General features: G+C 46.9%; 22 protein-coding genes, 1 tRNA gene and 2 pseudogenes. 15 read left to right on the forward strand and 10 right to left on the reverse strand.

Annotation, left to right across the window (positions count from 1 at the left end):
• Positions 1-103 precede the first annotated feature (103 nt).
• Complete coding sequence (locus OGV74_RS22570; RefSeq protein ID WP_021571980.1) at positions 104-313, forward strand: helix-turn-helix transcriptional regulator; 210 nt, start codon at positions 104-106, stop codon at positions 311-313.
• Between the two features lie 220 nt (positions 314-533).
• Here the strand turns inward: OGV74_RS22570 and OGV74_RS22575 are convergent, their stop codons facing one another.
• Entirely contained in the window at positions 534-1,142 is a 609-nt protein-coding gene (locus OGV74_RS22575; protein WP_021571982.1) for a DUF1062 domain-containing protein, read from the reverse strand.
• A 300-nt stretch (positions 1,143-1,442) separates the two neighbouring features.
• Here OGV74_RS22575 and OGV74_RS22580 point away from each other — a divergent pair.
• Positions 1,443-1,669 (forward strand): annotated as a pseudogene (locus tag OGV74_RS22580) (hypothetical protein).
• Positions 1,670-1,715: 46 nt separating this feature from the next.
• Here the strand turns inward: OGV74_RS22580 and OGV74_RS22585 are convergent.
• Together OGV74_RS22585 and OGV74_RS22590 are read right to left on the reverse strand one after the other, a co-directional pair.
• Positions 1,716-2,192: a GyrI-like domain-containing protein gene (locus OGV74_RS22585; protein ID WP_286521591.1), complete on the reverse strand. Its 477-nt coding sequence runs from the start codon at positions 2,190-2,192 to the stop codon at positions 1,716-1,718.
• Positions 2,171-2,524 carry a MerR family transcriptional regulator gene (locus tag OGV74_RS22590; protein ID WP_286521592.1) on the reverse strand — a complete coding sequence of 118 codons (354 nt, stop codon included), beginning with the start codon at positions 2,522-2,524 and terminating at the stop codon, positions 2,171-2,173. Before OGV74_RS22590 ends, OGV74_RS22585 begins: the two co-directional genes overlap by 22 nt.
• 866 nt (positions 2,525-3,390) lie before the next feature.
• On the opposite strand from OGV74_RS22590, the gene OGV74_RS22595 reads away from it, so the two are divergent.
• From OGV74_RS22595 to OGV74_RS22650, 12 genes and pseudogenes are all read left to right on the forward strand, one after another.
• Complete coding sequence (locus tag OGV74_RS22595; RefSeq protein WP_001756912.1) at positions 3,391-3,825, forward strand: VOC family protein; 435 nt, start codon at positions 3,391-3,393, stop codon at positions 3,823-3,825.
• 225 nt (positions 3,826-4,050) lie between these two features.
• Positions 4,051-4,704, forward strand: a complete 654-nt coding sequence (locus tag OGV74_RS22600) for a GNAT family N-acetyltransferase (RefSeq protein ID WP_286521631.1) — start codon at positions 4,051-4,053, stop codon at positions 4,702-4,704.
• Between the two features lie 40 nt (positions 4,705-4,744).
• Positions 4,745-5,317 (forward strand): DUF1349 domain-containing protein, encoded by a 573-nt coding sequence (locus OGV74_RS22605; RefSeq protein WP_021571988.1) that lies wholly within the window; start codon positions 4,745-4,747, stop codon positions 5,315-5,317.
• A 39-nt stretch (positions 5,318-5,356) separates the two neighbouring features.
• On the forward strand, positions 5,357-6,628 hold the full coding sequence (locus tag OGV74_RS22610; RefSeq protein ID WP_286521593.1) for an MFS transporter: 1,272 nt from the start codon (positions 5,357-5,359) through the stop codon (positions 6,626-6,628).
• Between the two features lie 9 nt (positions 6,629-6,637).
• Positions 6,638-7,030 carry a VOC family protein gene (locus OGV74_RS22615; RefSeq protein WP_060627058.1) on the forward strand — a complete coding sequence of 131 codons (393 nt, stop codon included), beginning with the start codon at positions 6,638-6,640 and terminating at the stop codon, positions 7,028-7,030.
• A gap of 144 nt (positions 7,031-7,174) precedes the next feature.
• Positions 7,175-7,651 carry a GNAT family N-acetyltransferase gene (locus OGV74_RS22620; RefSeq protein WP_072200166.1) on the forward strand — a complete coding sequence of 159 codons (477 nt, stop codon included), beginning with the start codon at positions 7,175-7,177 and terminating at the stop codon, positions 7,649-7,651.
• Positions 7,652-7,990: 339 nt separating this feature from the next.
• Positions 7,991-8,248 carry a YjhX family toxin gene (locus OGV74_RS22625; protein WP_060627057.1) on the forward strand — a complete coding sequence of 86 codons (258 nt, stop codon included), beginning with the start codon at positions 7,991-7,993 and terminating at the stop codon, positions 8,246-8,248.
• A 250-nt stretch (positions 8,249-8,498) separates the two neighbouring features.
• Entirely contained in the window at positions 8,499-9,245 is a 747-nt protein-coding gene (locus tag OGV74_RS22630) for an SAM-dependent methyltransferase (protein ID WP_286521634.1), read from the forward strand.
• Positions 9,246-9,372: 127 nt separating this feature from the next.
• Positions 9,373-9,624 carry a zinc ribbon domain-containing protein gene (locus tag OGV74_RS22635; protein WP_060627055.1) on the forward strand — a complete coding sequence of 84 codons (252 nt, stop codon included), beginning with the start codon at positions 9,373-9,375 and terminating at the stop codon, positions 9,622-9,624.
• A 46-nt stretch (positions 9,625-9,670) separates the two neighbouring features.
• Positions 9,671-10,063 (forward strand): annotated as a pseudogene (locus tag OGV74_RS22640) (VOC family protein).
• Between the two features lie 584 nt (positions 10,064-10,647).
• A complete protein-coding gene (locus OGV74_RS22645) occupies positions 10,648-12,879 on the forward strand; it encodes an argonaute/piwi family protein (protein ID WP_197986481.1) in 2,232 nt (743 codons plus the stop codon).
• A complete protein-coding gene (locus tag OGV74_RS22650; RefSeq protein ID WP_064764923.1) occupies positions 12,867-14,039 on the forward strand; it encodes a PD-(D/E)XK nuclease domain-containing protein in 1,173 nt (390 codons plus the stop codon). Before OGV74_RS22645 ends, OGV74_RS22650 begins: the two co-directional genes overlap by 13 nt.
• Before the next feature lie 28 nt (positions 14,040-14,067).
• On the opposite strand, the gene OGV74_RS22655 is transcribed toward OGV74_RS22650, so the two are convergent.
• The 7 genes from OGV74_RS22655 to OGV74_RS22685 form a co-directional block, all read right to left on the reverse strand.
• Positions 14,068-15,234, reverse strand: a complete 1,167-nt coding sequence (locus OGV74_RS22655; protein WP_001757860.1) for a hypothetical protein — start codon at positions 15,232-15,234, stop codon at positions 14,068-14,070.
• Positions 15,234-16,937 (reverse strand): AAA family ATPase, encoded by a 1,704-nt coding sequence (locus tag OGV74_RS22660; protein ID WP_001757859.1) that lies wholly within the window; start codon positions 16,935-16,937, stop codon positions 15,234-15,236. The genes OGV74_RS22655 and OGV74_RS22660 overlap by 1 nt, the downstream gene beginning before the upstream one ends.
• Positions 16,937-18,313: a restriction endonuclease subunit S gene (locus tag OGV74_RS22665; protein WP_060627053.1), complete on the reverse strand. Its 1,377-nt coding sequence runs from the start codon at positions 18,311-18,313 to the stop codon at positions 16,937-16,939. The genes OGV74_RS22660 and OGV74_RS22665 overlap by 1 nt, the downstream gene beginning before the upstream one ends.
• Positions 18,313-19,881, reverse strand: a complete 1,569-nt coding sequence (locus tag OGV74_RS22670; RefSeq protein ID WP_001757857.1) for a class I SAM-dependent DNA methyltransferase — start codon at positions 19,879-19,881, stop codon at positions 18,313-18,315. The genes OGV74_RS22665 and OGV74_RS22670 overlap by 1 nt, the downstream gene beginning before the upstream one ends.
• Positions 19,882-19,960: 79 nt before the next feature.
• Positions 19,961-23,485, reverse strand: a complete 3,525-nt coding sequence (hsdR, locus tag OGV74_RS22675; protein ID WP_001757855.1) for a type I restriction-modification system endonuclease — start codon at positions 23,483-23,485, stop codon at positions 19,961-19,963.
• A 330-nt stretch (positions 23,486-23,815) separates the two neighbouring features.
• Positions 23,816-25,072, reverse strand: coding sequence for a tyrosine-type recombinase/integrase (locus OGV74_RS22680; protein WP_001757853.1), 1,257 nt, complete (start codon positions 25,070-25,072; stop codon positions 23,816-23,818).
• Between the two features lie 198 nt (positions 25,073-25,270).
• Positions 25,271-25,355, reverse strand: a tRNA-Leu gene (locus OGV74_RS22685).
• 220 nt (positions 25,356-25,575) lie between these two features.
• On the opposite strand from OGV74_RS22685, the gene ahr reads away from it, so the two are divergent.
• On the forward strand, positions 25,576-26,595 hold the full coding sequence (ahr, locus tag OGV74_RS22690) for an NADPH-dependent aldehyde reductase Ahr (protein ID WP_032937718.1): 1,020 nt from the start codon (positions 25,576-25,578) through the stop codon (positions 26,593-26,595).
• Positions 26,596-26,609 lie beyond the last annotated feature (14 nt).

Below are 26,609 nucleotides of genomic sequence, written 5' to 3' on the forward strand. Positions count from 1 at the left end.
CGTTCTGCACTTTTTTACGTATTAATCCATTGATGTGGAAGGGCTGGTGGTAACGAGTAATCAACCACCAGCTCAGGATAATCCCACACTGGAAGACAGCATCATGACAGAACATATTTCTTTGCTCGATGATCAACTGGTGGATATGCGGTTCATCACGAAGCTAACGGGGCTGACAGATAAATGGTTTTACAAGCTGATAAAAGATGGTCTGTTTCCGAGACCAATTAAGCTGGGCCGCAGTTCCCGCTGGAAGCAAAGCGAAGTCGAATTATGGTTACAGCAGCGCATTACGGATTCGCGCGGCCAATGATAGAACCCATTCAATTAAGCTACGCCTTTGCCAATACCCCAATCCTTAAAACACCATTCAGACTCGGCACAATTCAAGCGATATCCTCTATCACCCCATTCACTAAAGTTCTCAATTCAGAAGCTGAAAAACAGAAGCCCACCCTATCCCTGGCCTATCCGTTGTTATGTAGAACGACTGCCATACTGACGTTTATTTCCTAGGGTGAGCTTCTTATTTTTTAACGACGTGTCAGAACAATCCTGCGCCGGGCATATAACGTTTCCGTAGACAGCTGGAATTCATATTCCGCTGCCTTTAGCTTTCTCGATTTAAGCATCTTCATCGTAACGCCACCGATCTGCCCTGCTTCCACCCTTCTCTGAATCTCACCAGCGCTAAGCATGAGCTGCTGCTTCAAAATCGACAGCAGACTTACCTGAAATGAACGGGAGATCCTGACACTAACGCGAACCCGCTGGTGGGCGGAGATGCTTAACTGCCAGCGCTCCTGAACGGTAAAATCAGGCCGACCCGATAGCTCGGCGTTGTTCCGCTTCAGCGTCGCGATATCACAGGCAAAATGTTGAACCGTGGCGGCATCGTTTGTCATTAGCCGATGATAAAGCTGGCGGTCGATTTTGCTGACGTGCAGGCGCCAAAACAGGGAGATATTCCAGGTGTAATCACAGTGTGTGCATTTATAGATACTCCACACGTCCAGCACCTTCTTTTGCGAATTAATCCGAAATGCACCTGATGGCGTGAAGTCCCGTTTAATGTTGCATGAAGGGCATCGTTTCGCGATGCGCTGATACCCCACAGGCGTGACGGTCCATGTAACTTTCATAACGTACCTTTTTTAACCCATACAAAATCGGATCCGTACTGAACGGACCATGAATGTTTGTGTATGAAAAATATTTAAGAGATATTTTTCAGCGGGTTAAAAAAAGATTTCCAACGTTACAATCCTGTAGATGTTCAACGAGATAAGTCGAGACTATCAAAATGGCGCTTTTTAGGTAAATGAGTTCAATCAATGTTCATAGTGGTTCCGTTCCATCAGGAGCTGTTGATCTGACCCGTTAAAGACAGTGCAGTAAGTTTGTATGTTTAGTAGACAATCAACTGACTGAAGGAGCACATGATGACACAGCACAAGTGGTTTAATCAGGCCTGCGGAATGGCGATGTATTCAACCGATGCACAAAGTGCTAGTGATAAATATTGTGCGTACTGCAGCGACAGAAACGGCAATCTTAAACACTGGTCATAGGCGATACAGAGTTGCCTTGATTGCTGGCAAAAAGTCGGGCACAAAAGCAGGCAAAACGTTACCTGACGACAATGCCAGCCTGGGAATTTCCAATCTGAATGGTTATCAGCAGGTGGCCCTTAACCGGGCCAGCCTGCATTTCGATTAAACTTTCTCTACAGGGAACTGTATTTCAGTCATCCACTCTGCGGAGTCTTGTTTGTTCCAGATGCCATCGATGTAGCTTTCCCTTGGTGAATTTGTTAACAAGTAACCATTGTCTTCAACCCATTGCATAAGGTAAATGTAAGCATTTCTTAATGAATCATATGGTCCCTTATGTATTACAGTTACAGCTGTTATGGCAGGGATTACCTGGAAAATAATATTTCCTTCATTTTTACCAAAATCATTAATAGCTTCGCAGAACTCCACATCCATGTTTTTCTCTTTATACTCTTTATCATGATAAAGAGTGAAACAATAAGCCGGGGTAGTTAAGGTTAAACCTGGATTTGCCTTCATAACCTCTCGTCCTATAGGCGGAATTAATTTGATATAAGAGGAAAAATCAGGAACAATGAAACGCTTGGAATAAACAATACATTCCGGGATCTCTTTCAAAACAGCTTGATATAACATAATTCTTTCCTTTTTTTATGTTGCAGATAGTGGTTAATCCGGGAGAGCATATCGTTCATGTCCCGAATTTGTTTCTGTACTTCAAGGCGTCGCCGTTCAATTATGCGGCAGGAATTTTCATCCTGAGTAAGAGTAACTATTTCAGTTATTGTAAATCCAAGCTGACGTAAACTCGCAATCTGATGGAATTTCATTAATTGGTCAGAAGTATAAAATCGATAACCATTCTCAGGATTAATATAGGCAGGGACGAGTAAACCAATTTCATTATAGTAATGAAGCGTTTTTATCGTCACACGGCAGATCTTTGAAAACAGCCCTATTTGATACATGTAACTATCTCCCTGAATGAATAAGTGGACCTTACAGTCTTACCTTACAGGAGAGTCAACAGCAAACTGACGCGTCTTACGCTGAGCCATCATTACAGTACTGGTTAATCATGCTTATTAAACCTGAGAATCCCCTGACCGGGATGTGACTGCATTATGGCTCATCAGAAGGAGTTATCTCTCCAGTTCTCATAAGCACCTATTAATTAGCATTTCTGGATAGTTAAGAATATGTTATTATTCGAGCGCGCATTATTCGATTGGTATTTTTTAAATAAACGCTAAACAACCTCTTATTTGATATGGATATACCGTTTTTATCCGTTAACCTGTTCTGGCTAACAAACGAACAGCTCTACAGGAGGACGCTGTCAATTCGGTAGGAAAACGGTTAGCCACTTGTGGCTTGTTTTTACCGCCTCGACCGTTACGTTAGCGCCACGGCAATTAACCTTACTCATAAGTGCCTTGGTTGTGGAATGATTCTTTTTTCATTGTTTAGCAGCCTGTGCAGGGGGCTCTTTTTCAGGAGGCAGCATGCCACTCAATAAAATGAAGCGTCATGCCATACTCCACACGCTCTCTATACCTGAACGTAAACTACGCCCCGTAAAATGGCTTGCTCTTATCTCATACCTGCTCGTTATATTACAACTGGCAATTGAGAGCCTGGTCATAAGCGAATAACGGAATAGCAATTCCTGTACAAAGACCAAATGTGGAATGATTTTCTGATATCTGTCGGGTTCAGAGCACAAAACTTAATGTATTTTTTTCCAACAACACAATCATTACGTAGAGTTGTGCCTCTGTTGAGTTTCACAGGTAAAGACCTGACTGACAGAATCTGAATAAGGAAATGAACCATGGATAACTATACGCTGCATCGTGGCAGACTTATCGACCATATCCAGCTCGTGGTAAACGACTTTGCCGCAAGCAAAGCGTTTTACACTGCTGTTCTGGCGGAACTTAAGATCCCCATGGTTATTACCGATGACGATTATATCTGGGCTGACGAACTGGTCATTTCGTCAGTAAAAAGTTCGGAGTCTGGCGGAGTGCCTACAGGACGGCACCATCTGGCCTTTCAGGCCGCAGACCGTGAATCGGTGAACGCGTTTTACCACGCAGCACTAAATCATGGCGGACGTGATAACGGCGCACCTGCCGAACGAACCTATCATCCCGGATACTATGCCGCTTTTGTTCTGGATCCGGACGGTAACAACATCGAAGCTGTTTACCATGGTGAGGGCGATCGCAGTGCCCGCTCTGTAGAAATCAGCTTCACTGTCTGAGAAAACAGGGAGCATATTTTCCCCTGTAGCTCCCGGTAATCGCAATGGAGAGCTTTATCAATGACCGTAATTCCGGTATCAGCCCTTGAATGCAGCATTACTGAGCTGTGCCGTATTCTTGCAGACAGCTTTAATGAATCATTGACACCATTTGCGTTGCCACCGGAAATGTTTGCCTCACGTTTCATTTCCGAAGGACTCAGCCTTTAAGACTCGTTTGTCTGGCTGGTCAATGATAACCCAGCGGCAATAGCCATCGTAACCCGCAGAATGGACAAAGCGCGTCTGGCAGCATTTGGTGTGTTGCCCGAGTACCGGAGCCAGGGACTGGCAAAACAGATGCTTACTCCTCTGTTTACCTCCTTAAAAGAGAAAAAGTTATCCAGCGTGAGGCTGGAAGTGATGCGCGAAAATACCCGGGCCATCGATCTCTATCACGCGCTCGGTTTTCAGGTTCGCCGACATCTGTGCAAATACCGGGGAGATCCACAGTCTCGTCTGGAAATACCTTCAGGGGATATGGAATCCAAGTCTGCTGATGACTTCCTGCGTACCGTCTGGTCTGCACCAGATGATGATCTTCCCTGGCTGGTCAGCCCCCTACAGCTCTTGTCTATTCCCTGCGACATCTTCAGGGATAACGAACATGCATGGTGTGCTGTCGCGGAGTTCATGGGACAACCTCAGCTCCGCTGTTTGTTTGTGGAACCGGTGTATCGTTACCAGGGACGGGCTATAAGAATGCTTCAGAAAATCAATGCCAGATGGCCTGGCATAAGTACATCAGCCGCGATCCCAGAAACGCTGGCACCATTATTTACTGCGGCGGGTTATCAGGCTGAACCGTTATACCAGTTTGAAATGGAACTGACATTTTAAACTATCGTTATGCTGCGTTCCGCATGACAGGAGAACAATGATGAGTTGCAAGTTTGAATGGATCAATGAGCCCGCCGTATGGTGCAACGAAAATAACGCCCTGTCGGTAATCACAGATGAGCATACTGATTTCTGGTGCCGTACCTGGTACGGGTTTGAGCGTTTTACCGGCCACATCTACGCTACTGATGTAACGGGTGATTTTACTTTTCAGGTCAGGATCCGCGCAAACTTCACCACACTCTATGACCAGGCCGGAATTATGATGCTCTCTGACGAACAGCACTGGCTCAAAGCTGGCATCGAATTTAACGATGGAGCACCTGCAATCGGGAGTGTACTCACGATGAGAAACTCCGACTGGGCTACAGGACTCTTTCCCGGGGATCCGAAGGAATTCTGGCTGCGTCTGACCCGTAAAAAAGATGCGTTACGACTGCAGTACTCCTCAGATGGACAGCACTGGCCATTACTTCGCTTATGCCATTTCCCTACAGGCCCTGTCAAAACGGGCATCATGTGTTGTACACCTCAGCGCAAGGGGTTGGAGGTAGCATTTCTTGATCTCAGACTGACTCCTGCGATGGATAAGGAACTGCACGATCTAAGTTGATAAATAACCATTCAATAATAAAAAACGGAGAACCCGTTTATGACGCCATTTTCGGGACGCCTTAGCAGGTATGGCAGCGTACTATTATTTCCACTGGCGATGATCATCTACGATTTTTCAGCTTACCTGACAACGGACCTTATTCAGCCGGGCGTCATTAACATTATAAATGAGTTACAGGCGGATGTTACGCTGGCTCCAGTATCAGTCAGTTTGTATATGGCAGGCGGACTGGCGCTCCAGTGGCTCCTGGGTCCTCTCTCCGACCGGGTTGGCCGCCGCCCCGTCCTGCTCACGGGTGCAATGATCTTTGCCCTGGCATGCCTGAGCATGCTGTTTGTCACCTCGATCGAACAATACTTCGTCGCCCGCTTTATTCAGGGCACCAGCATCTGTTTTATCTCCACCGTTGGTTATGTATCAATACAGGAGGCCTTTGATGAAAAGGATTCCATCAGGATCATGGCTGCGCTGACCTCTATTGTTCTGCTCGCCCCGGTTATCGGGCCGGTGGCCGGCGCTGCGCTGATGGAGTTCATTCACTGGAAACTGCTCTTTGCCATCATCGGTGTGTTTGGTCTGGTAGCATGGTTCTTACTACTGTTCAAAATGCCGGAAACAGTTATATCTCAGGGAAGAGAATTCAAACCGGGTGAAGTGCTGTCAGATTTCATCGCGGCATTTCGCCATCCAGTGGTGCTGACCGGCTCACTGGCAGTCGCTTTTGGTAACCTGCCCATCATCACCTGGGTGGCGCTCTCCCCCGTGATCCTGATTGAGCACGGGGGTATGTCTCCCGGTACCTATGCCTGGACACAGGTGCCCGTGTTTAGTGGGATCATTATCGCCAGTGCGATCGTAGCGAATTTTATCAAAGACCCGACTTCACCGCGTTTTATCTGGGGTACAGTCCCGATACAGCTTGCTGGCTTGCTGACTTTGCTTGTCGGCAACCTGCTATGGCCACACGTCTGGCTATGGTCAGTACTGGGAACGAGCTTTTATGCCCTGGGTATTGGACTACTCTATCCGGTGCTGTTTCGCTTCACGCTCTTTTCTCATAACCTGCCAAAAGGCACCGTTTCTGCCACGCTGAATATTCTGGCGCTTGGCATAATTGCCCTTAGCATTGAAATAACCCGCTGGGTTTACTTACATGCCGGCGGCAGGATTGCTTTCCACGGCGCGGCTCTGCTGGCCGGTATAGCCGTCATCATATCAGTTGCCCGCCTGCTTAAACTGCGTGGGCAGCATCAGAGCCTGTCAGTATCACCGGCAGGCTGTCTGCAACAAAAATACAAAAGTGAGTAAGGAGGGTTTATGTTTTCTTACGTGATGCTGGGTACTAACGATCTGCCACGAGCCATCCGATTCTACGATCCGTTGATGGAATTGCTTGGGTATCCAAAGGCAGGCCGAAATGAAGAAGGCGCATCCTGGGGGACGTTCAGCGATAACCATACCATCGGATTGTGCGTCGGCAGGCCCTTTGACATGCAACCCGCCGGGGCTGGTAATGGCACGATGGTGGCGCTGAACGCCCGCTCGTTTGAACACATCCAGCAGTTGCATGCGCTTGCCCTTAGTCTGGGAGGCGCGGATGAAGGTGCGCCGGGGCACAGGCCGCAATACGGACAGGGATTCCATAGTGCTTATGTACGCGATCCGGACGGGAATAAGCTGGCTTTTGTGTTCTATGCCGATGAGGGTTGAACATTAAACTGACAGTTTTCGTGTTGTGTATGAAAGCGGCGACGCACCGGACATAGTCAGGGAGCGGCTGTCGGGCATAGCATCAGGCGGTAACTCTTTTGGTCGCAGAGACTGGTGCAGATGAATCATTTAAAAGGAAGTCTTATGCAAATAATTTCGCCAGGGTGCATTATTCGGCCATTTCAGCCACACGAAATCGATAGTTTTATGGTGTATCGCAATGATGCGGAGTGGATGAAATATCAGGGGTTTAAGGGTCTAACAAAAGAGGACTATGAATCAGCATTGCTGGGCGTTCTTACGCTTACTCAGGGAATTCAATTGGCCATCGTCAACAAGCTGACGCAGGTTTTGATTGGTGATATCTATTTACGTCAGCAATGCGATGTATTTTGGCTCGGTTATACCATCAGCCCCGCTCATGCTCGCCAGGGATATGCATTTGAAGCCATTACCGCCACCATCGGCTGGATAAAGGAGAACGGTTTTTCACTCATCAAAGCCGGTGTGGATCCGGAGAATACCTCTTCAATAAAATTACTTATCAGGACTGGCTTTCATTTTTCAGGCATCGAAGAGGGTGAGCATATTTATGTTCTGGATTTAACAAAAGGAGAATAACGTCCGGAGGGGAAAAGCCGATGAGGCCATTTCTGACGTACTTCAACATGCATTCGTCAGTGTCATCTGCCTTTCCCAGTATATGGGTTGGCATTCAATTTCCAAAGTACATCACACTTTTTCTACTGAAACATATCCCTCCTAAAACTACGTGTTACTATTCGCTCCGTAAATACCTTTCAACTCAACCCGAGGCTTTGATGCTGGAGAATGTAATCATCCGATAATCAGCTTACCGACCTTTTCAGGCCGGACTGATTATCAATGCGCCGAAATCGAATGCGGACACCGCTGTGTGTTTGCACGTTTTGCACATGATGATTAAACAGGTTCTTCAGTATGAATTTATCCCGTCAGGAACAACGTACCTTACACGTTCTCGCTAAAGGTGGACGTATTGCGCACGTCCGCGATTCTTCAGGCCGCGTCACTTCCGTTGAATGCTACAGCCGCGAGGGGCTGTTGCTGACCGACTGCACGCTCGCCGTCTTCAAAAAACTCAAAACCAAAAAACTGATCAAGTCCGTCAATGGCCAGCCCTACCGAATCAACACCACCGGGCTGCATAACGTCCGCGCTCAGCTTGATAACCGCTAAGGAGAGCATGGTGGATATCAGTCCCCTTATTTCCTCATCCCGACACGTCCAGCTGTCAGCGGAGGAAAGTACAATCCCCTGGGACGAACCGGCCTTCAGCCAACACATGATGGCGAACCATTTGTCTCAGGATCACGACTGGCCAGTCAGCGAGACATTTGAAGGAAAGCTGTTTGCTCTGCTGGCTGAAAAAGCAAAAACCTCAGAGGAACTTCCTCTTCATACTCAACGCAATAAAAGGAATTCAACATTGGATATCCCACGTATTTTTACAATTAGCGAAAGTGAGCACCGTATTCATAACCCGTTCACCGAAGAGAAGTACGCCACGCTGGGCCGTGTGCTGCGCATGAAGCCGGATACCCGCATTCTTGACCTCGGCAGCGGCTCGGGCGAGATGCTCTGTACCTGGGCCCGGGACCACGCCATTACCGGTGTCGGTATCGATATGAGCCAGTTGTTCAGCGAGCAGGCCAGACGCCGCGCAGAAGAGCTCGGCGTCAGCAACCGGGTTCAGTTCATACATAACGACGCCGCCGGATATGTTACAGAAGAGAAATGCGACGTGGCTGCCTGTGTCGGTGCGACATGGATAGCCAGTGGGTTTGCCGGGACCATCGAGCTGCTGGCTCAAAGCCTGAAACCGGGCGGGATCATGCTTATCGGCGAACCCTACTGGCGTCAGCTACCTGCGACGGAAGAGATTGCCCAGGCCTGCGGCGTCAGCTCGACGACCGATTTCCTGACGCTGCCAGGGCTTGTCAACGCGTTCGATGAACTCGGCTACGACGTGGTGGAAATGGTACTGGCAGACCAGGAAGGCTGGGACCGGTATGAAGCCGCGAAATGGCTGACCATGCGCCGCTGGCTGGAAGCGAATCCTGACGACGGCTTCGCCGCCGAAGTCAGGGCCGAGCTATCACTCTCGCCGAAACGCCACGTAACTTACGCGCGGGAATACTTTGGCTGGGGCGTGTTCGCGCTCATCGCTAGGTAACAATAGCTTCCCGGTATTTTTGACTGGAGATACCGGGAGCTTCGCCTTTGCTTTGATCTGATGCATCACCTGCACAATGCATATTCAGTATGTTTATTAATCAGCACGTCGCCATAAGGAGCATCTTATGTCACAACATGAACAGTTCTGTCAGGCTTGCGGAATGCCGATGTCGGCACCCGATGCACACAGTGCAAGCGATCACTATTGTGCGTACTGCAGCGACAGCAACGGCAATCTCAAACCCTGGGAAGAAGCGGTATCAGGTTTAGCCAGCTTCCTTGATTCCTGGCAAAAAGTCGGCCCGGAAGAAGCATTGAAGCGGGCAAAACGTTATCTGACGGCAATGCCCGCCTGGGCTCATAAAGCGGACGAGTGATTTGAGCTGATTATAGTCACTCCCCCTGAATCCATTAAGGAGGCCCATGTTTTCTTACATTATGCTTAAAACAAACTACCAGCCACATGCCCTCACATTCGACTATCCGTTCATGGAGATGCAGAGCTATACCCATTGTGGCAGGAATGAGGACGTCGCGTAGCTGGGCGTTTTCAACGGTAATAACACGACGGCACTGGGTATCGGCATACCTTTTGATAAACAGGATGCCACAACCGGAAATGGTGTGATGGTCGCCCTGATTGCCCGCACTGCCGAACATATCCAGCAGCTTCACGCGCTCGCTTTAAACCAAGGAGGCACGGACGAGGGAGCACCTGGCCTGCGCCCGCATTACGGCGAAGGTTTCTACAGCGCTTATGTTAGAGACCCCGATGGCAACAAGCTGGCTTTGGTCTATTACACCGCACAATCCTGAGTACGATAAATCGGGGGCCTCAGCGCCCCCACCTGAAACTAAACCGATCCCGCAAATTTCAGAGGAGCGTTGGACGAGTTGATAAATGCCGAGATGCCTGACTGTTTTTACGCCAGAACTCTATAGTGTGACAACCGCAGCACTATCACCCTCTCAAACCCTTTAAACCATTCAACTGCATGGCATCTGTCTGCCCCTCAGGGGTGGCTTACGCCTGCCTATGAGAGACCGGTTACTCCATTTAATGACCTACCACATAGATCATTTTAATCATGAGATCCTGCAGATGTAATTTAGGCTGGTTGAGTGTTATATCGGAACTTAAGTACCCCTATGTACACCGAAGAATAGATCCTCATCACAGCGAAGACATAGACTACACTCGTATCATTTCCCTAGTCTTTACATTAGATTAGTTTAAAGAGTTAAATAATCGCTTTGGGAGCCTTAAGAAAATTTACGCTACAGTGTAGGAAAATTAATTGTTGAAACAGTTATTTCCAGAGTCGGATGGAGGGAACCCACAGCGAGCGCCAGTCAGGTGCCAGCACATCCCTGACTGGGAATAATTATCGAGACGCAGTATGTTGGATTTTTCACTAACACAAAAGGGGTGGGTCTTGCCGATTGTCCTGAATGCGTTTCCACTGAAAATCCCTGAATTGGAGTTGAAATTTGTCCAGATCCCCTACGACAAGACGACTCTAGATAGCCTCCGCTCCTCCCATAAAGTGACGCACGTCTTCCGGCGTCAGGGTGACAATATTCAGATTTTTTCGAGTGATGGTACGTTCCCCAAACCTGGTACACCGCAGACACTGCAACTAAAGGATAATTTGGGAACCTTTTGCTCTCTGGTTAAAGATGGTCTGCTCAAGCACTTCGCTGGATTGGGTCGAACTCCTTGCGGCTTCAATCCTATCGAGGTGGTAAGTGCCAAACCAAAAGACAATCTTTTAGCCTCAATTCTTGGTGAGGCTTATCCCTTAAAAATTTGTGCCAAGTATTCAATCGACACTCGTACTGTCCAAGGTCAGCCGTGTCTTATAATTGATTGCTCAACACGTCGTGTAGTAAAAGAGAACTGCCTGTTTTTCCTAAAAACCGGATTCAATGTTATTGGTCGCTACGTCGTCACCGAGCAGGACGACGGATTTAGAAAACTTTTAGGGTTTGTAGAAAGCTGCCACGAAGGGAGAACTCTGAGTGTCATTCGTCCCGACGGCCAAGCAGTTCATGCTGAGGCTAAAGACGTTTATCTCGAAGCTAGTCGAGCTAATTTTGACGACTACATCCTTCATACGCATGGTACGAAGAAAGACTCCATTGTCGAACATATTCGGCAGTCCGTTTCCATTTTCAACGGAGGCGAGAATAAAAAAGACCGCATCGACGCCCTTAAGAAGTATATCCAAGCGACAAACATCTCGCTGCTCGATGGAACGCGTATCGAAATTGAGGATCCATCCGATATTCAAAAAGATTGTGCACAGATGCAAAAGCCGGTGTTCGTCTTCAACGATAACGGTGAAGCAGATTGGACTGAGAAGGGTCTTACACAAAATGGCCCCTATACAAAGCGTACCTTCGATAGGAACGATCCATCAATCTGCGTGATCTGCGCCCAACATGACAAAGGGCGAGTCGAGCAGTTCGTCCGTAAGCTTCTGAAAGGCATTGCTAATAGCAAATATTTCAGAAATGGCCTTGAGGGTAAATTTGCACTTGGAACCAGTCGTGTTGAAGTGTTCGAAACATCCACAGACAGCGTCGATGCATACAAAAATGCCATCGAAGCTGCAATACGCAAAAAAGCTGATGAAGGAGGACGTTGGGATCTGGCCCTCGTACAGGTGCGGCAGTCATTTAAAAAACTCAAAGTTGCTGATAATCCTTACTATCTTGGTAAAAGCCTATTTTACTTGCACCAAGTTCCTGTACAGGATTTCACAATAGAGCTGCTAACGCAGTCTGATTATTCACTCGGCTACTCGCTTAATAACATGTCACTGGCCTGCTATGCGAAGATGGGTGGAGTCCCGTGGCTACTCAAATCATCGCCAACACTATCCCATGAACTCGTGATCGGTATTGGCAGTGCAAATATAGTCCAAGAGCGTGGTGCCCATAATCAGCGCATTATGGGAATCACCACCGTATTTTCGGGAGACGGTAGTTACATTGTCTCGAGTACGTCCAAAGCCGTTGTACCGGAAGCTTACTGCGACGCTCTAACCTCTGTTCTGGCCGAGAATATAGAAAAAATACAAAGGCGAATGAACTGGCAGAAAGGCGATACGATTCGCTTAATTTTCCATGTACAAGTCAAAAAGTTCAATAAGGAAGAGATTCAGGCAGTCCGTGCGGTAATCGACAAGTATAGAGATTATCAGATCGAGTATGCCTTCGTAAAAATCTCAGAGAATCACGGACTCCACATGTTCGACTCTTCAACGGCGACTATGTCGAAAGGACGCCTGGCGACACATCGCGGAAATACGTTTAAGCTTTCTAAAAACGAAATGCTTGTTTACCTGATCGGCCAACGTGAATTACGACAAGAAACGGACGGTCATCCACGTGGTGTGATCGTCAACGTTCATAAAGACTCGACCTTCAAAGATATTAAGTATTTGAGTGCTCAGCTCTACAGTTTCGCATCACACTCCTGGCGTAGTTACTTCCCCAATCCCATGCCAGTTACCATCACTTATTCCGATCTTATCGCCCATAATTTAGGATGGTTGAATCAGCTTCCGGGCTGGAGTGACTCAGTCATGATTGGAAAAATAGGGCATTCACAATGGTTCCTATAGAGAAAGAAAACGTTTATCAGCTACGCGACTATTTTCACAGTAAGGTGATCGAATCCGCTCACATTGATCCATTTAAGTCCTGCTTTTTTAGTCTCCTGGAAGGAGATAAAAGCTGCATTACGAATTTTAGCTTTGCGGACCTATCTTTATACCAACGCTGTGCAATTTCAGGTTTAGGTATTCTAGATGAAACTGTCTCGGTCCAGGATGTCTCTCGCCTGCTCGGACAAGCTCCCAAGATTGATTCAACACCGAGACCTTGGGTATCGGATATGTTCGGTGTAATGGCAGTGAAATGGCTAACGGCACAGATGCAAGATGAGAGCATAAATCACGAGTTCGAAAAGTGGATTTCAGGGTTTCTGGCTCAGCAAATTGAAAGCAACCATCTAAGTATCTTCGAGAAAGATATCGCGGCATATGTCGGTAACAGCGAATCAGCCTCCTTTAGTAGTGCCTGCATACCACTCTTCCTTCATTATCGAAAGTTATTGAAGATCAATAGTCATCAGAACCGACTTTCTCTTGTCGGACGTTTCATGAGCGAATTTCAAGCACAAGCTACAGAAAATCCTTCAGTTACTCTCTTGTGTGTAATGCTTTACGTTTTTAATCAAATTAATCAGGAAATTGCCATTGCTCCACCGTCTGGATGGACACTGGATGACCTGCTAGGATTTCTGGAACATATCCCTGCAGGGTTAAAACGATGGACATGGGAGGACTCAGGTCGAACCAGAGGCGCAGAGCCCGTAAAGTGGCAAGTTGAAAATGAATATCATGTTCAGAATCTGCTTTATATCCTACTTGCGCCAATATTCAACGATATTGCAGATGAGGTGAATCTTCAGCCTGTCGGACAAAAAAACCCCCGCATAGACCTTTATCTGCCATCACTGCACACAATTATTGAAGTAAAATACCGAAAAGATACAAAAAAATCGTTTCCTGCACTAATAGGAGAAATTGCAGAAGATGCGTCACTTTATCGTGTCGACGAAAAATATAAGGATTCGTATATCATCAGCTTCCTGTGGGACTGCACTCGAGCAACACAAGAACATGTTAAATTCAAGGAAGGGGTATTGAAGATAAAAGGCATTGATGGTTGCGTAGTAATAAGCGCACCTTCTACAATGTATTTTAAAAAGGGAGAGTAACAATACTCTCACCCTGTTGAAGTAAAATTTAAATTTGATTAAACGTATCAGCCATATCAGCATCATTTGATAACCTTAATTTCCAGGCAATTAATATCCACACATCGTGTAAATAGTCTCTATTTTGATCTGATAAGAATTCATAGACTTTCTGCCACCAAAACCTCCATTCCGATTTTCTATAGTCTGCTGGCATTTGTCTCGAATATCTATGTAATTGCTCACAGAAATCATCAAAGCTTACTGGTCGTAGATCAGCGGCTATACGCTCGCAAAAGTTGACCTTAAGATGCTGTTCAACTCTTTCTGGTACTTTATAAACTTCTTTCCATACACCTATTTTATCTACTATGTCAGCTGGAGCTCTGGGGAATAAAATGGATGCTGACTCCAACGGTGTTTCCCAACTATTCACAATTAAATCTCTACGGTCACTGAGGTGAAGCGATACCACAACAAATTGCTCACATGACTCTTGTGATGGGGGAAGTGGATAAAATGCTAATCGTCTCTGGAGACCAACAGTATTCAGTAAGTCCCTTGCCCCTTTAGCTTTACTATTACAAATATGGCAAGTCGGAATGAAGTTTCCTGGATGGACACTGTAAACTGGATATTTATCTTTGCAAAGAATGTGGTCATAATCTGATCGCCATTGTTCTTCCTCTGCTACGCTTTCTCGATTTTGAGAGAGAAGTGCAGTGCCACAAATAGGACATAGATGGCTATTATTATTTTCTCTGACGAAATTCTGATAATGTTTTTCAATAGAACTATTGGATTGTGACTTTGCTTGAGCTAGATCTTTGGTACGTGTAAACAAATGAGTTGTTAACGCCTTACATGCTTCGAATAAAGAGGCTGGTACTAATTGCGGCAATACAGCTTGGGTATTGTTGAAAAATACATTAATATCCTGAGCCTGACTTATTTGGTCTGACAACTCCCGTCGCTGCGCAACGGTCGTAGGCCGCGCTTCCCATAACCCAAGAAATTTCTCTCTTGTGGGCTCATTACTCCAACATACACTAGGGACAAGTACTTCTGTATCTTCAATCATCTCAGGAAAAGTGCGGAATAAGTTTTCTGAGAATACATCAGCATTAATAGTAGCTTGCAAAAAATGAAGAAATTCAGCATTAAGAAATGCAAATACCGAACATTGAGGCGTCTGTGGATTAAGTGAAAATAACATTAGCTATCTAGTTTCCTTAGCAGATAAGCCTTTTCCATTGATTCTCCCAGATTTTCCTCAATCCAGAGTCGCGCAGCTATAACTGCTTCAGGATTATTATCTTCTGGTAATCGATTTTTAACATCCTTCACCACTGTCTGTGAAATAAGGGAACGCAGACCGTAGTGGTTCTTAACCAAGACATCAAATGATGTGCCATAAGTCTGGCTGGACACCGGTTCCATACTGATACAACCCATATCACTACGCTCGAAGAAAAATACATTCTCGCGTTTGAGCGAGGAAATCATGAATGGTGAGTGAGTAGATAGAAAGAATTGCGATTGACCTTTCCTCTCATTTCCAGGTGTAAATGCTTCAGTTAAACGCTGATGAAAATAGGTACGCCAAGACGGATTAAGGTGTGTTTCTGGCTCATCAAAAAGAAATAGCGCTTGAACCTGACTGAATATCCTTGTTGCGGCAACAACCTGAATCAATTGAGCTTCACCGTCAGATAAATCATCAAACTTCACGGTATCGCCCTGTTCATTAGCCATTAATAACTCAACAACAGATAAAGGTAACCTTGACTGAAGCGGTTTTTTTACCGTACCTATAAAATCATCTTTCATCAATTTCAAACGAGATGTACGATCCCAGTTCTTTATGCCAAGCTGTTGAATATTATTAAGTCTTTTAAATAATGCGAAAGAATCAAAGTAGTTATCTTCACGAAGTCGGTTTAAAACAGCCTCATCACTTAATTCGAGAGTGATTTCTCCAGACAGATATTCTAACTCATAAAGTTCATACTGGTTATCTGTAGTTCGGCCTCCTGTTGGCCTTACTTGATCGGAGCCTGCTATACGGATCAACATTTTCACATCACGAATGGCATCATCTTCTATGATGCCAGAACGAAAGTCGTAATGAAGTACAGCTTTGACAGGATGTTTATATGTTATTTCATCTAATAGTTGAAATACTGTCCCAGCCGGAAGAATCGATAGCGATAAAATTAAGAGCCCAATATTATCGTAATCAAGATAGTTAAAATTGCTAGGGGCAGGATTCACTTCTCTCAAATTCAGGTGATAATTTGGAAAAAAATCACCTTCTGATAAAGGATCAAATATGTGTGGGTATTTTTTAAGATACTTCTTATTGATTTCAGCCAACTGTTCATCATTAATTTCTCGTGATAGCATTTTTAGACGCTGGCTACTAATTCGACGGACTTCAAAATATTGCACAGCATTTTTCATAAAACTTCGCTGTAAATTTTCGTTTAGCCCCGAAGCATAACCAACCACGAGAGGGATGGGGAAATGGCGCTCACCAAGCTGTATTACATGCCACTCATAAGTACCACGAACATTTAAAAACACATCGCCGTCAAGCTCAATAGTTACCTTTAGCTCAATGCTCTCACCATGATTCATGAGCTCGTCTGGGTAAGATATAACAGCACTATCATTTCTAAGATCCCATTGATAGTGTACCGCGACGCTAAAACCTAACGATGTTTTATTTTTGAACTCTGCACGTTGCCATCGCTCTAGATAAGCAAAAGTTTCTCCGATTAACTCAAGCAATTGAGATTTACCAGAACCATTAAGGCCAATCAATGCAATTATATTATCTTGGGCATAACTGAAGTCAAAGAATTGATCTTTCAAGCCTTTGTAGCTGCCTCTCAAATCTAAAGAAATCAGTCGCATCAATTATTACCCTTGTTGCGTTTGATATTTTTTATGTTTTTGCGCTGCTGTTGAATTTTCACCAGTAATGCTTGTGCGCTATTTTCACCACTAATTAAATCGGGATTTTCTGCACGCCATTGCGCCGTGAGTTCCCCACGAAATGCTTTAGCCAGAATCGACTGTGTGAGGTTGTTGACGCACTCAAGGGCGTTGTGTACCTGCTTTTCGATGCCATCAGCATAGGCGAAGAGTTGTTCTACGCGGCGAACAATTTCGTTTTGTTCTTGTAGAGAAGGAAACGTAAACGACAAAGACCTTAACGTCTTTAAATTAATACGAGGTCGTGTTACACCTTGAACCTGTGCTTTAATTTGTTCATACGAAGTTCTGCTTGCTAATGTTAAAGCTACATATTTTGGTGATGCTATTTCTTGATTGATCCTTAAACAAAAACAATCTGCCTTGTTTATAAAAATTTTATCGTTATGTGGAAAAAGACATACACGAACATCTTCATCTACAAATGATGAGAATAACACATCATCCTTTTCGAGCTTATTTCCTTTTAGGCTATTAAATTTTGTATCGCTGATATACGTTTCTTTTTCATCATTAAATGTTAAATGACCAATATTTTCTAGTCGAGCGACACGAACACCCGCATTTGTATAATCAGCCGTTTTTAATTTTGACCCAAAAGGGCCATCAAACGAAGTTATACAAAGTGAACCAACTGAGACATCAAATCGTACATTGGACTTTTGATCCTTTGGTATTAATTTTCCACTCACCGCAGATGCCAACACCGCTTGACGAAAACGCTTCAGGATTTGTGGTATTTGCTCAAGGCGTGCTTTGGCGCTTTCGACCTGTGCTAACAGAATATCGAGTTTATCGGCGATGATTTTATGTTCTGCAAGAGGGGGAAGTATCAAAGGAAAGCTTTCAACGAAAGCCCTTGGAACACGGCGCAGACCAACAGCACCTGTCATATTTTCTGCACCTTCCTGCATAAATTTTCTGGTCTTAATAATCCCAAGTAAATAACTGGCTGGTATCTCTTGATTACGAGCGCGTAGAACATAAAATTCAGAGCTGCCTGCACCGATATTATTTGGCATATCTTTTACAATTGCTGCTTTACCATTTTCAAAACAAGGCGTTACTTTTGCAAAAATCACATCATCATTTTTAAAGTTAGTGTAAGATTTACCAATTTCACCCCAAGTCTTTTCTTCAAACTCTAATTTCCCGTAATAGTTTGTTGGGGCATGAGACATAGGAACAAAGCCTGCAATTATGTCAGGTTCAGCCTCTATTTTTTTAGGGTTAACTTCAGCAATATCTGCAAGAGTACAATTGGACCACCCTTCAGGTAGAATAATCTTACTCATCAGCGAGTTGCTCCTAATAAAGTCAATAAAGCATCCAGTTCTGCTAAAGCAGTGGTTAATTCTTCTTTTGCTTCAATCGCTAATACACTAGGTTCAGGCAGGTTAGTCACATCAACGCTGTTGTTATCTTTCAGCCATGCAATATCTAATGAATCACCTTTAACATCGCGGATCCATTCACGGCTGAATGTGCGCCAACGGCTGGTCGCCATGCGGTTGTCAACGTGCTGATTTTCGGCGTTATCGGGCACGTCAAGTTTGTCGGAGTTAAAACTCCATTCCCCTTCACTGCGTGGGCTTTGACCGTTGGCATCGTCGCCGTAAACCGCTTCAAAGGGTTTTAAATGTTGCTCACCAAACGGGGTGCGTTTGCCAAAGCTTGGCATGTTACTACGCAGATCATAGATCCAGACGTTTTCGGTACAATTTTCATCCTGATGTTTGTTGTTGGCGCTGCCTTTGGTGAAGAACAAAACGTTGGTTTTCACCCCTTGGGCGTAAAAAATCCCGGTGGGTAAACGTAAAATGGTGTGCAGGTTACATTTGTTCATAAGGTCGCGGCGTACATCGGTGCCAACACCCGCTTCAAACAGGACGTTGTCGGGTAGCACCACAGCTGCACGGCCACCCGGTTTTAAGTTACGGTAGATATGCTGTAAAAACGCTAGCTGTTTGTTACTAGTTGGGTAGGTTAAGTCATCACGAGTAATGCTGGCTTCACCGCCTTTCGCCGTACCGAACGGCGGGTTAGCAAGAATGATATCGGCCTTGGGCAAGCTAGCACCCACCATGCCCAACGCGTTGCCCTGATGCACGACGCCTTCGTCATCCCCTTCCATGCCGTGTAGCAGGCAGTTCATCAGTGCCAGGCGGCGCGTAGACGGAACCAGTTCCACACCAATAAAGGCTTTATTTTTTTGAAAGGTTCTCGCTTTGGCAGTAAGGTCGTAGAGGTTGTCAGTTTGTTGCTTGATGTATTGATCGGCGGCAATCAAAAACCCTGCGGTGCCCGCAGCGGGATCTTGGATCACTTCTCCAGCCTGTGGCTTAATGCAGCGTACCATGCTGTTAATTAAGGCCCGCGGCGTAAAATATTGACCTGCGCCAGATTTTGTTTCTCCGGCGTTTTTCTCCAGCAGACCTTCATAAAGATCACCGAGACCGTCTTTTTTAGCACTAAACCAGTCAATTTGGTCGAGGGTGCGGATCATCTGTTCGAGATGACGAGGCTCACGCAGGCGGGTCTGCGCATCGTCATAAATGGCGCTAATCAGCGGGTCAGCATGAACCGAATTACCTTCAGCGTCTTTGCCGCTGGAGAGCTTCAACAGCATTTGTTTGTAATGGTTAAGCAAGTTGAGGCCCGATAAACTGTTGAGATCGCTCCAGCGGCAGCCCTGCGGTAAAGTGTGCTGATCTAATAATTCTGCTTCGGTATTTTCATGCACCATTTTGATAAACAGTAGTAGCACTAGTTCGGTGACGTAATCGCTGTAGTTGATGCCGTCATCACGCAGTACATCACACAGGTTCCACAGTTTTTGTACGATATCGTTATTATTACTCATTATTTTTCCTGCATTCGCTCGCGAAATATGCCGCAAGCGCGATTAAAAAGGCGAGTTTCGCTAGCGAATTTTACCAGAATCAGGCGCTTTGTTGTGGCCATATCGCACCGTTAAGTTCATCCAGCACGCTGTCCAGTTGGTCTACCAATATCTTATTGAGCTGTTTTACGCCGCCATCATCAGCAAAACTATTGTTAATAAATTGGTGATCAATGATCACTTCATGAACCAGCTGTTTTGCCAGACGATCCAGCCATTTTCGTTGCTGGGTTGTCCATGCGCGGCTGTTATAAATGTTGATCATTGCCTGTGATACGCGCTGTGCAAAAGGCACAAGAGGCTCCCCTAGTGCAGCACGGCGAATGTGGCCGACAATGCTGGCGGCGATATCCTGATTGGTTTGATTACGCACGGCGGTTTGTAGATTAGCTTCGGAATAGCCCGCACCGTCTAATAATAAGCGGATCTCTTTAAGCTGTTCACGAGTGAGGTCGCGGGGTTTGTTGACAACCACGGCCAGCGCAGTGGATTGGTTAAGCTGCTGCTGAATAAAATCCGCAAAGCTTTCCAGGTAATCTTCTGGCCGCTGATGGCTACCGTAGCTCTGGTTACGTTCCTGTAGTTGGTCATGATGCTCAGAAATAATCGGCCGGTATTCACTTCCGAGTAATGTAGCTATCTCGTTGAGCTGGCAGATTAGCCCTTGCTGTTGTTGGATGAAGGCTGCCGCCTGACGCGGCCCTAAGTGATGCAGATGTTGATGCAGCTGTTTTGGCTCAACGCCCCACAGTTGATGGAGGTCAGCCAATTTTTGTTTCACCACTGGGCGATTTTCTGCCCGTTTCTCCGCCTTACGTAGGATGCGCATCACCTTTTGGCTTAACTGGCTGAGCACCACATCAGCCTGAGTTTCACCTGTATGTTCACCGGGGCTGTTGAGCGCTTTTTCGAGCTGTTCAGTATCGGTTAGCTCGCCGACCAATTGTTCAAGTGTGATATTGGGGTCTTTGACCAGCGGTTTCATGGTGTTAACGTCACTGAGAGCCTCATAAATATCTACTGGATCGTAAATACGGAAGACCGTTTTGCCAATGTCATCACAGCGGCGTGTTGCGCGGCCTATCATCTGTTCAAATAAAATACGTGACTTCACCCGACGCATGAAAACCAGATTACAAATCTTCGGCACGTCAATGCCGGTGCTAAGCAAATCAACGGTGATTGCAATATTCGGATAGCGTTCATTTTTATACTGTTTGATCAACTGTTTGACTTTGTCACTTTCACCGGTGATTTTCTCGACGGCCGCTTGATTATAGTTTTCATATTCAGCAGAGAACGCTTCATCCAGCAAGCGTTTGACCATGTCGGCATGTTTGTCTGTAACGCAGAAAACCAGCGTTTTCTCTTCGCCAAAGGGATCGAGCTCTTTCACGAGCTGTTGGCAAATAACCCGATTAAAGTTTTCACTGATGACGCCACGGTTAAATGCATCAACGTTGAAATCCACTTCGTCTTCTAGCTGATCAATCTCAACCTCTCCGGTGTGGATATTAATGGCATGCACCTGGCTCCCTTTGTCAAAGTGGATGCCATTTTGCGTCAGCAGCGTTTCATAACGGATTGGAGGTTCATGATCGATAAGCCAATCATCCGCCACGGCTTCACGGTAGGAGTAGATGTAAATCGGTTTGCCGAAGATATCGCTGGTATGTTTCGCCGGAGTGGCGGTAAGGCCGATTTTTACCGCGTCGAAATAATCGAGCACCCGACGGTAGCTGGAGAGATATTGGCTGGCGTCGCGGGTCGAGAGTTCCCCTTCAGTCATTTCCTGATCTAAGGTGTAGCCTCGGTGGGCTTCATCAACGATGATGCAGTCAAATTCATCCACCGGCGGTGGTGTGTCCGAGGAAAAAATGCGGCTAACCATGGCCTGTACCGTCGCGACCTGTACTCGGGTTTCTGCCTGTGTAGCCATATCGCCGAGCTCAGCGATATTGTAAATCTGAGACAGCGTCTGGTTTTGCTCCAACGGCGCTTCTTTGAAGGTGTCCGTGGCTTGCTCGCCCAAAGCCGTACGGTCAACCAGAAAGAGGATGCGCTTGAAGCGTTCAGTTTTCAGAAAACGGTACATTAGACCAACAATGGTGCGTGTTTTCCCGGTGCCGGTCGCCATCGCCAGAAGGGCATTGCGGATGTTTTGCGCCAATGTGCTTTCAACGGCGAGAATGGCCTTTTGCTGATAATCGCGTAACCGGAGGTAAGCGAAGCCTTCTTGCTTTAGCTTCTGTTCGGCGCTGTCTTTGCTGCGTTCGAGTTTATCCAGCAAGCCTTGCGGGGTATGAAACTTTTGCAGCGCACGGCGGATGTTGGACGGTTCGCGCACGTCCCGGAACCAAGTTCCTGATGACTCAGCCAACTGTGGCACGTAGGGGCGACCGTTGCAGGAGTATACAAACGGGATAATATAATGCCCGTCAGTCTCATCCGCCCATGCAATGGTTCGGCCTTCCCGCTCCCATGCGCCAATCATGGGGGACGTGATTTTGAAGCCTTTGCTGTAGCGTTCTGCCTGCGGAATTTTTCCCGCAACATCGGTGTTTTCTTTTTTGGCTTCGACCGTGGCCAGCGGAGTTAAGCCGCAAAATAGAACGTAATCAGCGCGACCTTTTTTACCCTGATACTCCGTAGGCCATTCGGCAATGGCTTTGTTTATCCCCTTTTCAGGGCGAGTTCCGTTAGCCCAGGTCAGTTCCTGACTGTCAGCAAGCCAGCCCGCATCATTTAAGTTTTGGTCAATCAATATACGGGTGAGTTCTTCATTTAACGCGATATGTTGGCTGGCACGGCGGCTCTTCTGGGCAAACTCTCGCCGTTGTGTTCGGGCCTGCTTTTCATCTTTTTCGGTCAGTTGCGCTTGCAGGATTTTTAATTTTTCTTCGTATTGCTGTCGAAGCTGTTCGAGTGCAATTTCCTGCTCTTTCGCCTGCGATGCTAACACCTTAGTTTCATCATCCATGGCTAACGCCAGCGCTTCATATTCACTCTTTTCCTGCACCAGCAAATTTTGCAGCTGTTGGCTGGAATCTAGCTGTATGTTGGCGGTAGTGAGCTCACTTTTGAGGCGATCGATTTCCGTTTGGAGTTGCCTAAGCTGATTGCTCGGGTCTGGAGGAGCAATAAAAGCGCCGGGTTTAAAGGCCGCGCCCTGCTTGCCGAAAGATTGGTGGAACCAGATAGCTAGCGCTCGCGCCACTTTTAAGCCATCTAGCGCCTCTTTGTGCTTGGTTTTGAACTGGTGAGTGGCCTTGTTGCCCTCTATCCGCAATAGATGAAATAGCTCGAGTACCGTGGGTTCAAATTTTAGCTCGCGATTGAGGCGGTAGAGTAAATCAGCCTGAGTGGGCGGTTCATCAAACGTGATCCCGACCAGCGCAGCAATATGTTGTGCTAAGGCTTCACCTAGTTGGCGCAACTTAATCAAGGTGGTGTTGGGATCGCCTGAGAAGGCGTTTTCTGCAGCAGTGGCGATTTGTAGAAACAGCGGGTCATGTTCAGCGAGAAAACTGAAATTTGTCGATGTTGTAGCCCTTAAAGCATCCATTCAATCGCCTCTCGATTATAAAGCACCTTTGCTTAGAATTAGTTACATACTTGGTAGCATTGTATCGCAGAAACCGGTCAGAACAGCTAAGTAAATACTAATGTTAAATCAATACTTTGTTCGGTTCTTCATTGTGCAAACTAGCCCTATCAATATTTAACACAGAGTTACCTCCGAGAGACATAACGCAGATTGAAAAATAGACAAAAAAAAGCATGTCATTAACCAGCAGTAACAGCATTACTGCTGGCACTACTGGTCTCCTTCGGATGGACCGCTTTAACCAATACATCGTCCCCCTCCGCATAATGTGGGAGAAACCGCAATTAATCACCGCCTAAGTTTGGCAAAATCAAATGGACTCATCGCCTTCTCACGATTTGCATCAAGAAAATCAGCCCACCACTGCAGCATCAACCTGCGTTCTCCCAAATGTTCCGCCTTATGAATATACGCCGCACGCACAGAGCTACGCTCTTGATGGCTCATCTGCCTTTCCACCGCATCTCTCGACCACAAACCCGATTCAATCAATGAGCTACACGCCATCGTCCTGAAACCATGCCCACACACTTCCGTTTTCGTGTCATAGCCCATTACTCGCAAGGCCTTATTAAGCGTATTCTCACTCATTGGCTTACGCGGATCGTGATCTCCTACGAAGATCAGGTCACGGCTCCCATTCATGCTTTTGATCTTTTCCAAAATAGCCAGAGCCTGCCGCGACAAAGGAACAAGATGGGGAGTCCGCATCTTTGAACCACGCTGAGAATGTTTAACGCCTTCCAGCGGTTCACGCTCCCCTGGAATCGTCCACATGGCAGTATCAAAATCCACTTCTGACCAGCGAGCAAAACGCAGCTCGCTTGAACGGATGAAAACCAACAAAGTGAGTTCAACCGCCAGTCGAGTTAACGGCCTGCCAGAATAGTGATCAATGCGGTGAAGTAATTCAGGAATGCGATTAAGTTCCAGAGCAGCACGATGTTGTCTTTTCGCCGTAGCTACCGCACCGGCAATCTCTTGTGCGGGGTTATAGTCGATTAAGCCGCTCTGAACGGCAAAGCGCATAATCGCAGTAGTTCGCTGCTGTAAACGGGCGGCGACTTCGAGTCGCCCGGATGATTCCACCGCTTTGATGGGTACAAGTAGGTCTCGCGTTTTCAGTTCTGCAATGTTCCGCTTACCGATAGCAGCAAAGAGATTATCTTCGAGGCTTTTCAATACTCGAGCTCTATGCGATGCAGACCACTTCTGATTGCTGGCGTGCCAGTCTCTGGCAACCAATTCAAACGTTATCGCCTCTTGCTCCTGCTCTACCTTAACGGCTTTCTTGTTCTCACTGGGATCGACGCCATTAGCTAACAGCTTACGAGCTTCATCCCGGCGTGCCCGGGCATCCGCCAGCGACACTTCAGGGTATTTCCCAAGCGCCAGCATCTTCTCCTTACCGCCAAAACGATAACGCAGCCGCCAGTATTTTGAGCCATTCGGGTGAACCAGCAAAACCAAACCGTCACCATCAGTAAGTTTATAGGCTTTTGCTTCAGGCTTAGCCGAACGAACCTTCACATCACTCAGAGCCATGATGAGTATCCTTTCAAGGGTTCTGTGTGGGTACAAACATTATCGAACCGCGATATACCCGCAGTTGTACCCGCATCAGTAAGTTGATGTAGATTGAATCAGGTTGACTTAGGTTGAGTGAAAAAGCGAGGAAAGCCTTGCGGATACTGGATTTCAGGCACAAAAAAAGACGTCCGTTGACGTCTATTGATGTTCCGATGGTGCCGAAGGCCGGACTCGAACCGGCACGTATTTCTACGGTTGATTTTGAATCAACTGCGTCTACCGATTTCGCCACTCCGGCACGGAAGGGATGCGGAAAACGTTGTGGATTATACCTGTCGTGCGCCACCATGCAAGCGCCAGCGTGTGTCTGGCTCGCTAAGTGTTGAAAATTTCAGCATTACCTTTATTACCTGTAACCATCATCACAGTTTGCCCTCTTCTTAACCCCCCCTTCTGCGAAGCGTCCCGTTTCCCCATGCTCTACACTTCCAGTTCAACACCACACTGAGGGAAACACGATGTCGATGATAAAAAGCTACGCCGCCAAAGAAGCAGGCAGCGAACTCGAACTCTATGAATATGATGCGGGAGAGCTCAAGCCGGAAGATGTCGAGGTACAGGTCGATTACTGCGGTATCTGCCATTCCGATTTGTCGATGATCGACAACGAATGGGGGTTCTCTCAGTATCCGCTAGTTGCCGGGCATGAGGTGATTGGTCGTGTGGCAGCGCTCGGCAGCGCGGCGCAGGATAAGGGTCTGAAGGTTGGTCAGCGCGTCGGTATTGGCTGGACGGCACGCAGCTGCGGGCACTGCGACGCCTGTATCAGCGGTAATCAAATCAACTGCCTGGAAGGTTCCGTTCCCACTATTCTTAATCGCGGTGGCTTTGCCGAGAAGCTGCGGGCCGACTGGCAGTGGGTGATCCCGCTACCGGAGAGCATCGATCTGGCGGCGGCTGGTCCCTTGCTGTGCGGCGGCATTACGGTGTTCAAACCGCTGCTGATGCACCATATCACCGCCACCAGCCGCGTCGGGGTGATCGGCATCGGCGGGCTGGGGCATATCGCCATTAAGCTGTTACACGCGATGGGCTGCGAAGTCACCGCATTCAGTTCCAATCCGGCGAAAGAGCAGGAAGTGCTGGCAATGGGGGCGGATAAGGTGGTCAACAGCCGCGATCCAGATGCGCTAAAAGCGCTGGCGGGCCAGTTCGATCTCATCATTAACACGGTTAACGTCGATCTCGACTGGCAGCCCTATTTTGAAGCGCTGGCCTACGGCGGTAACTTCCATACCGTCGGTGCAGTGCTGAAGCCGCTGCCGGTTCCGGCGTTTACCTTAATTGCCGGGGATCGCAGCATCTCCGGTTCGGCGACCGGGACGCCATTCGAGCTGCGCAAGCTGATGAAGTTTGCCGGGCGCAGCAAGGTGTCGCCTACCACCGAGCTGTACCCGATGTCGCAAATTAACGAAGCAATCCAGCATGTGCGTGACGGCAAAGCCCGCTACCGCGTGGTGCTGAAAGCCGACTTCTGATCGTCTTTGTCGGG

This window comes from Citrobacter sp. Cf116 (genome assembly GCF_030336505.1).
GTDB lineage: Bacteria > Pseudomonadota > Gammaproteobacteria > Enterobacterales > Enterobacteriaceae > Citrobacter > Citrobacter freundii.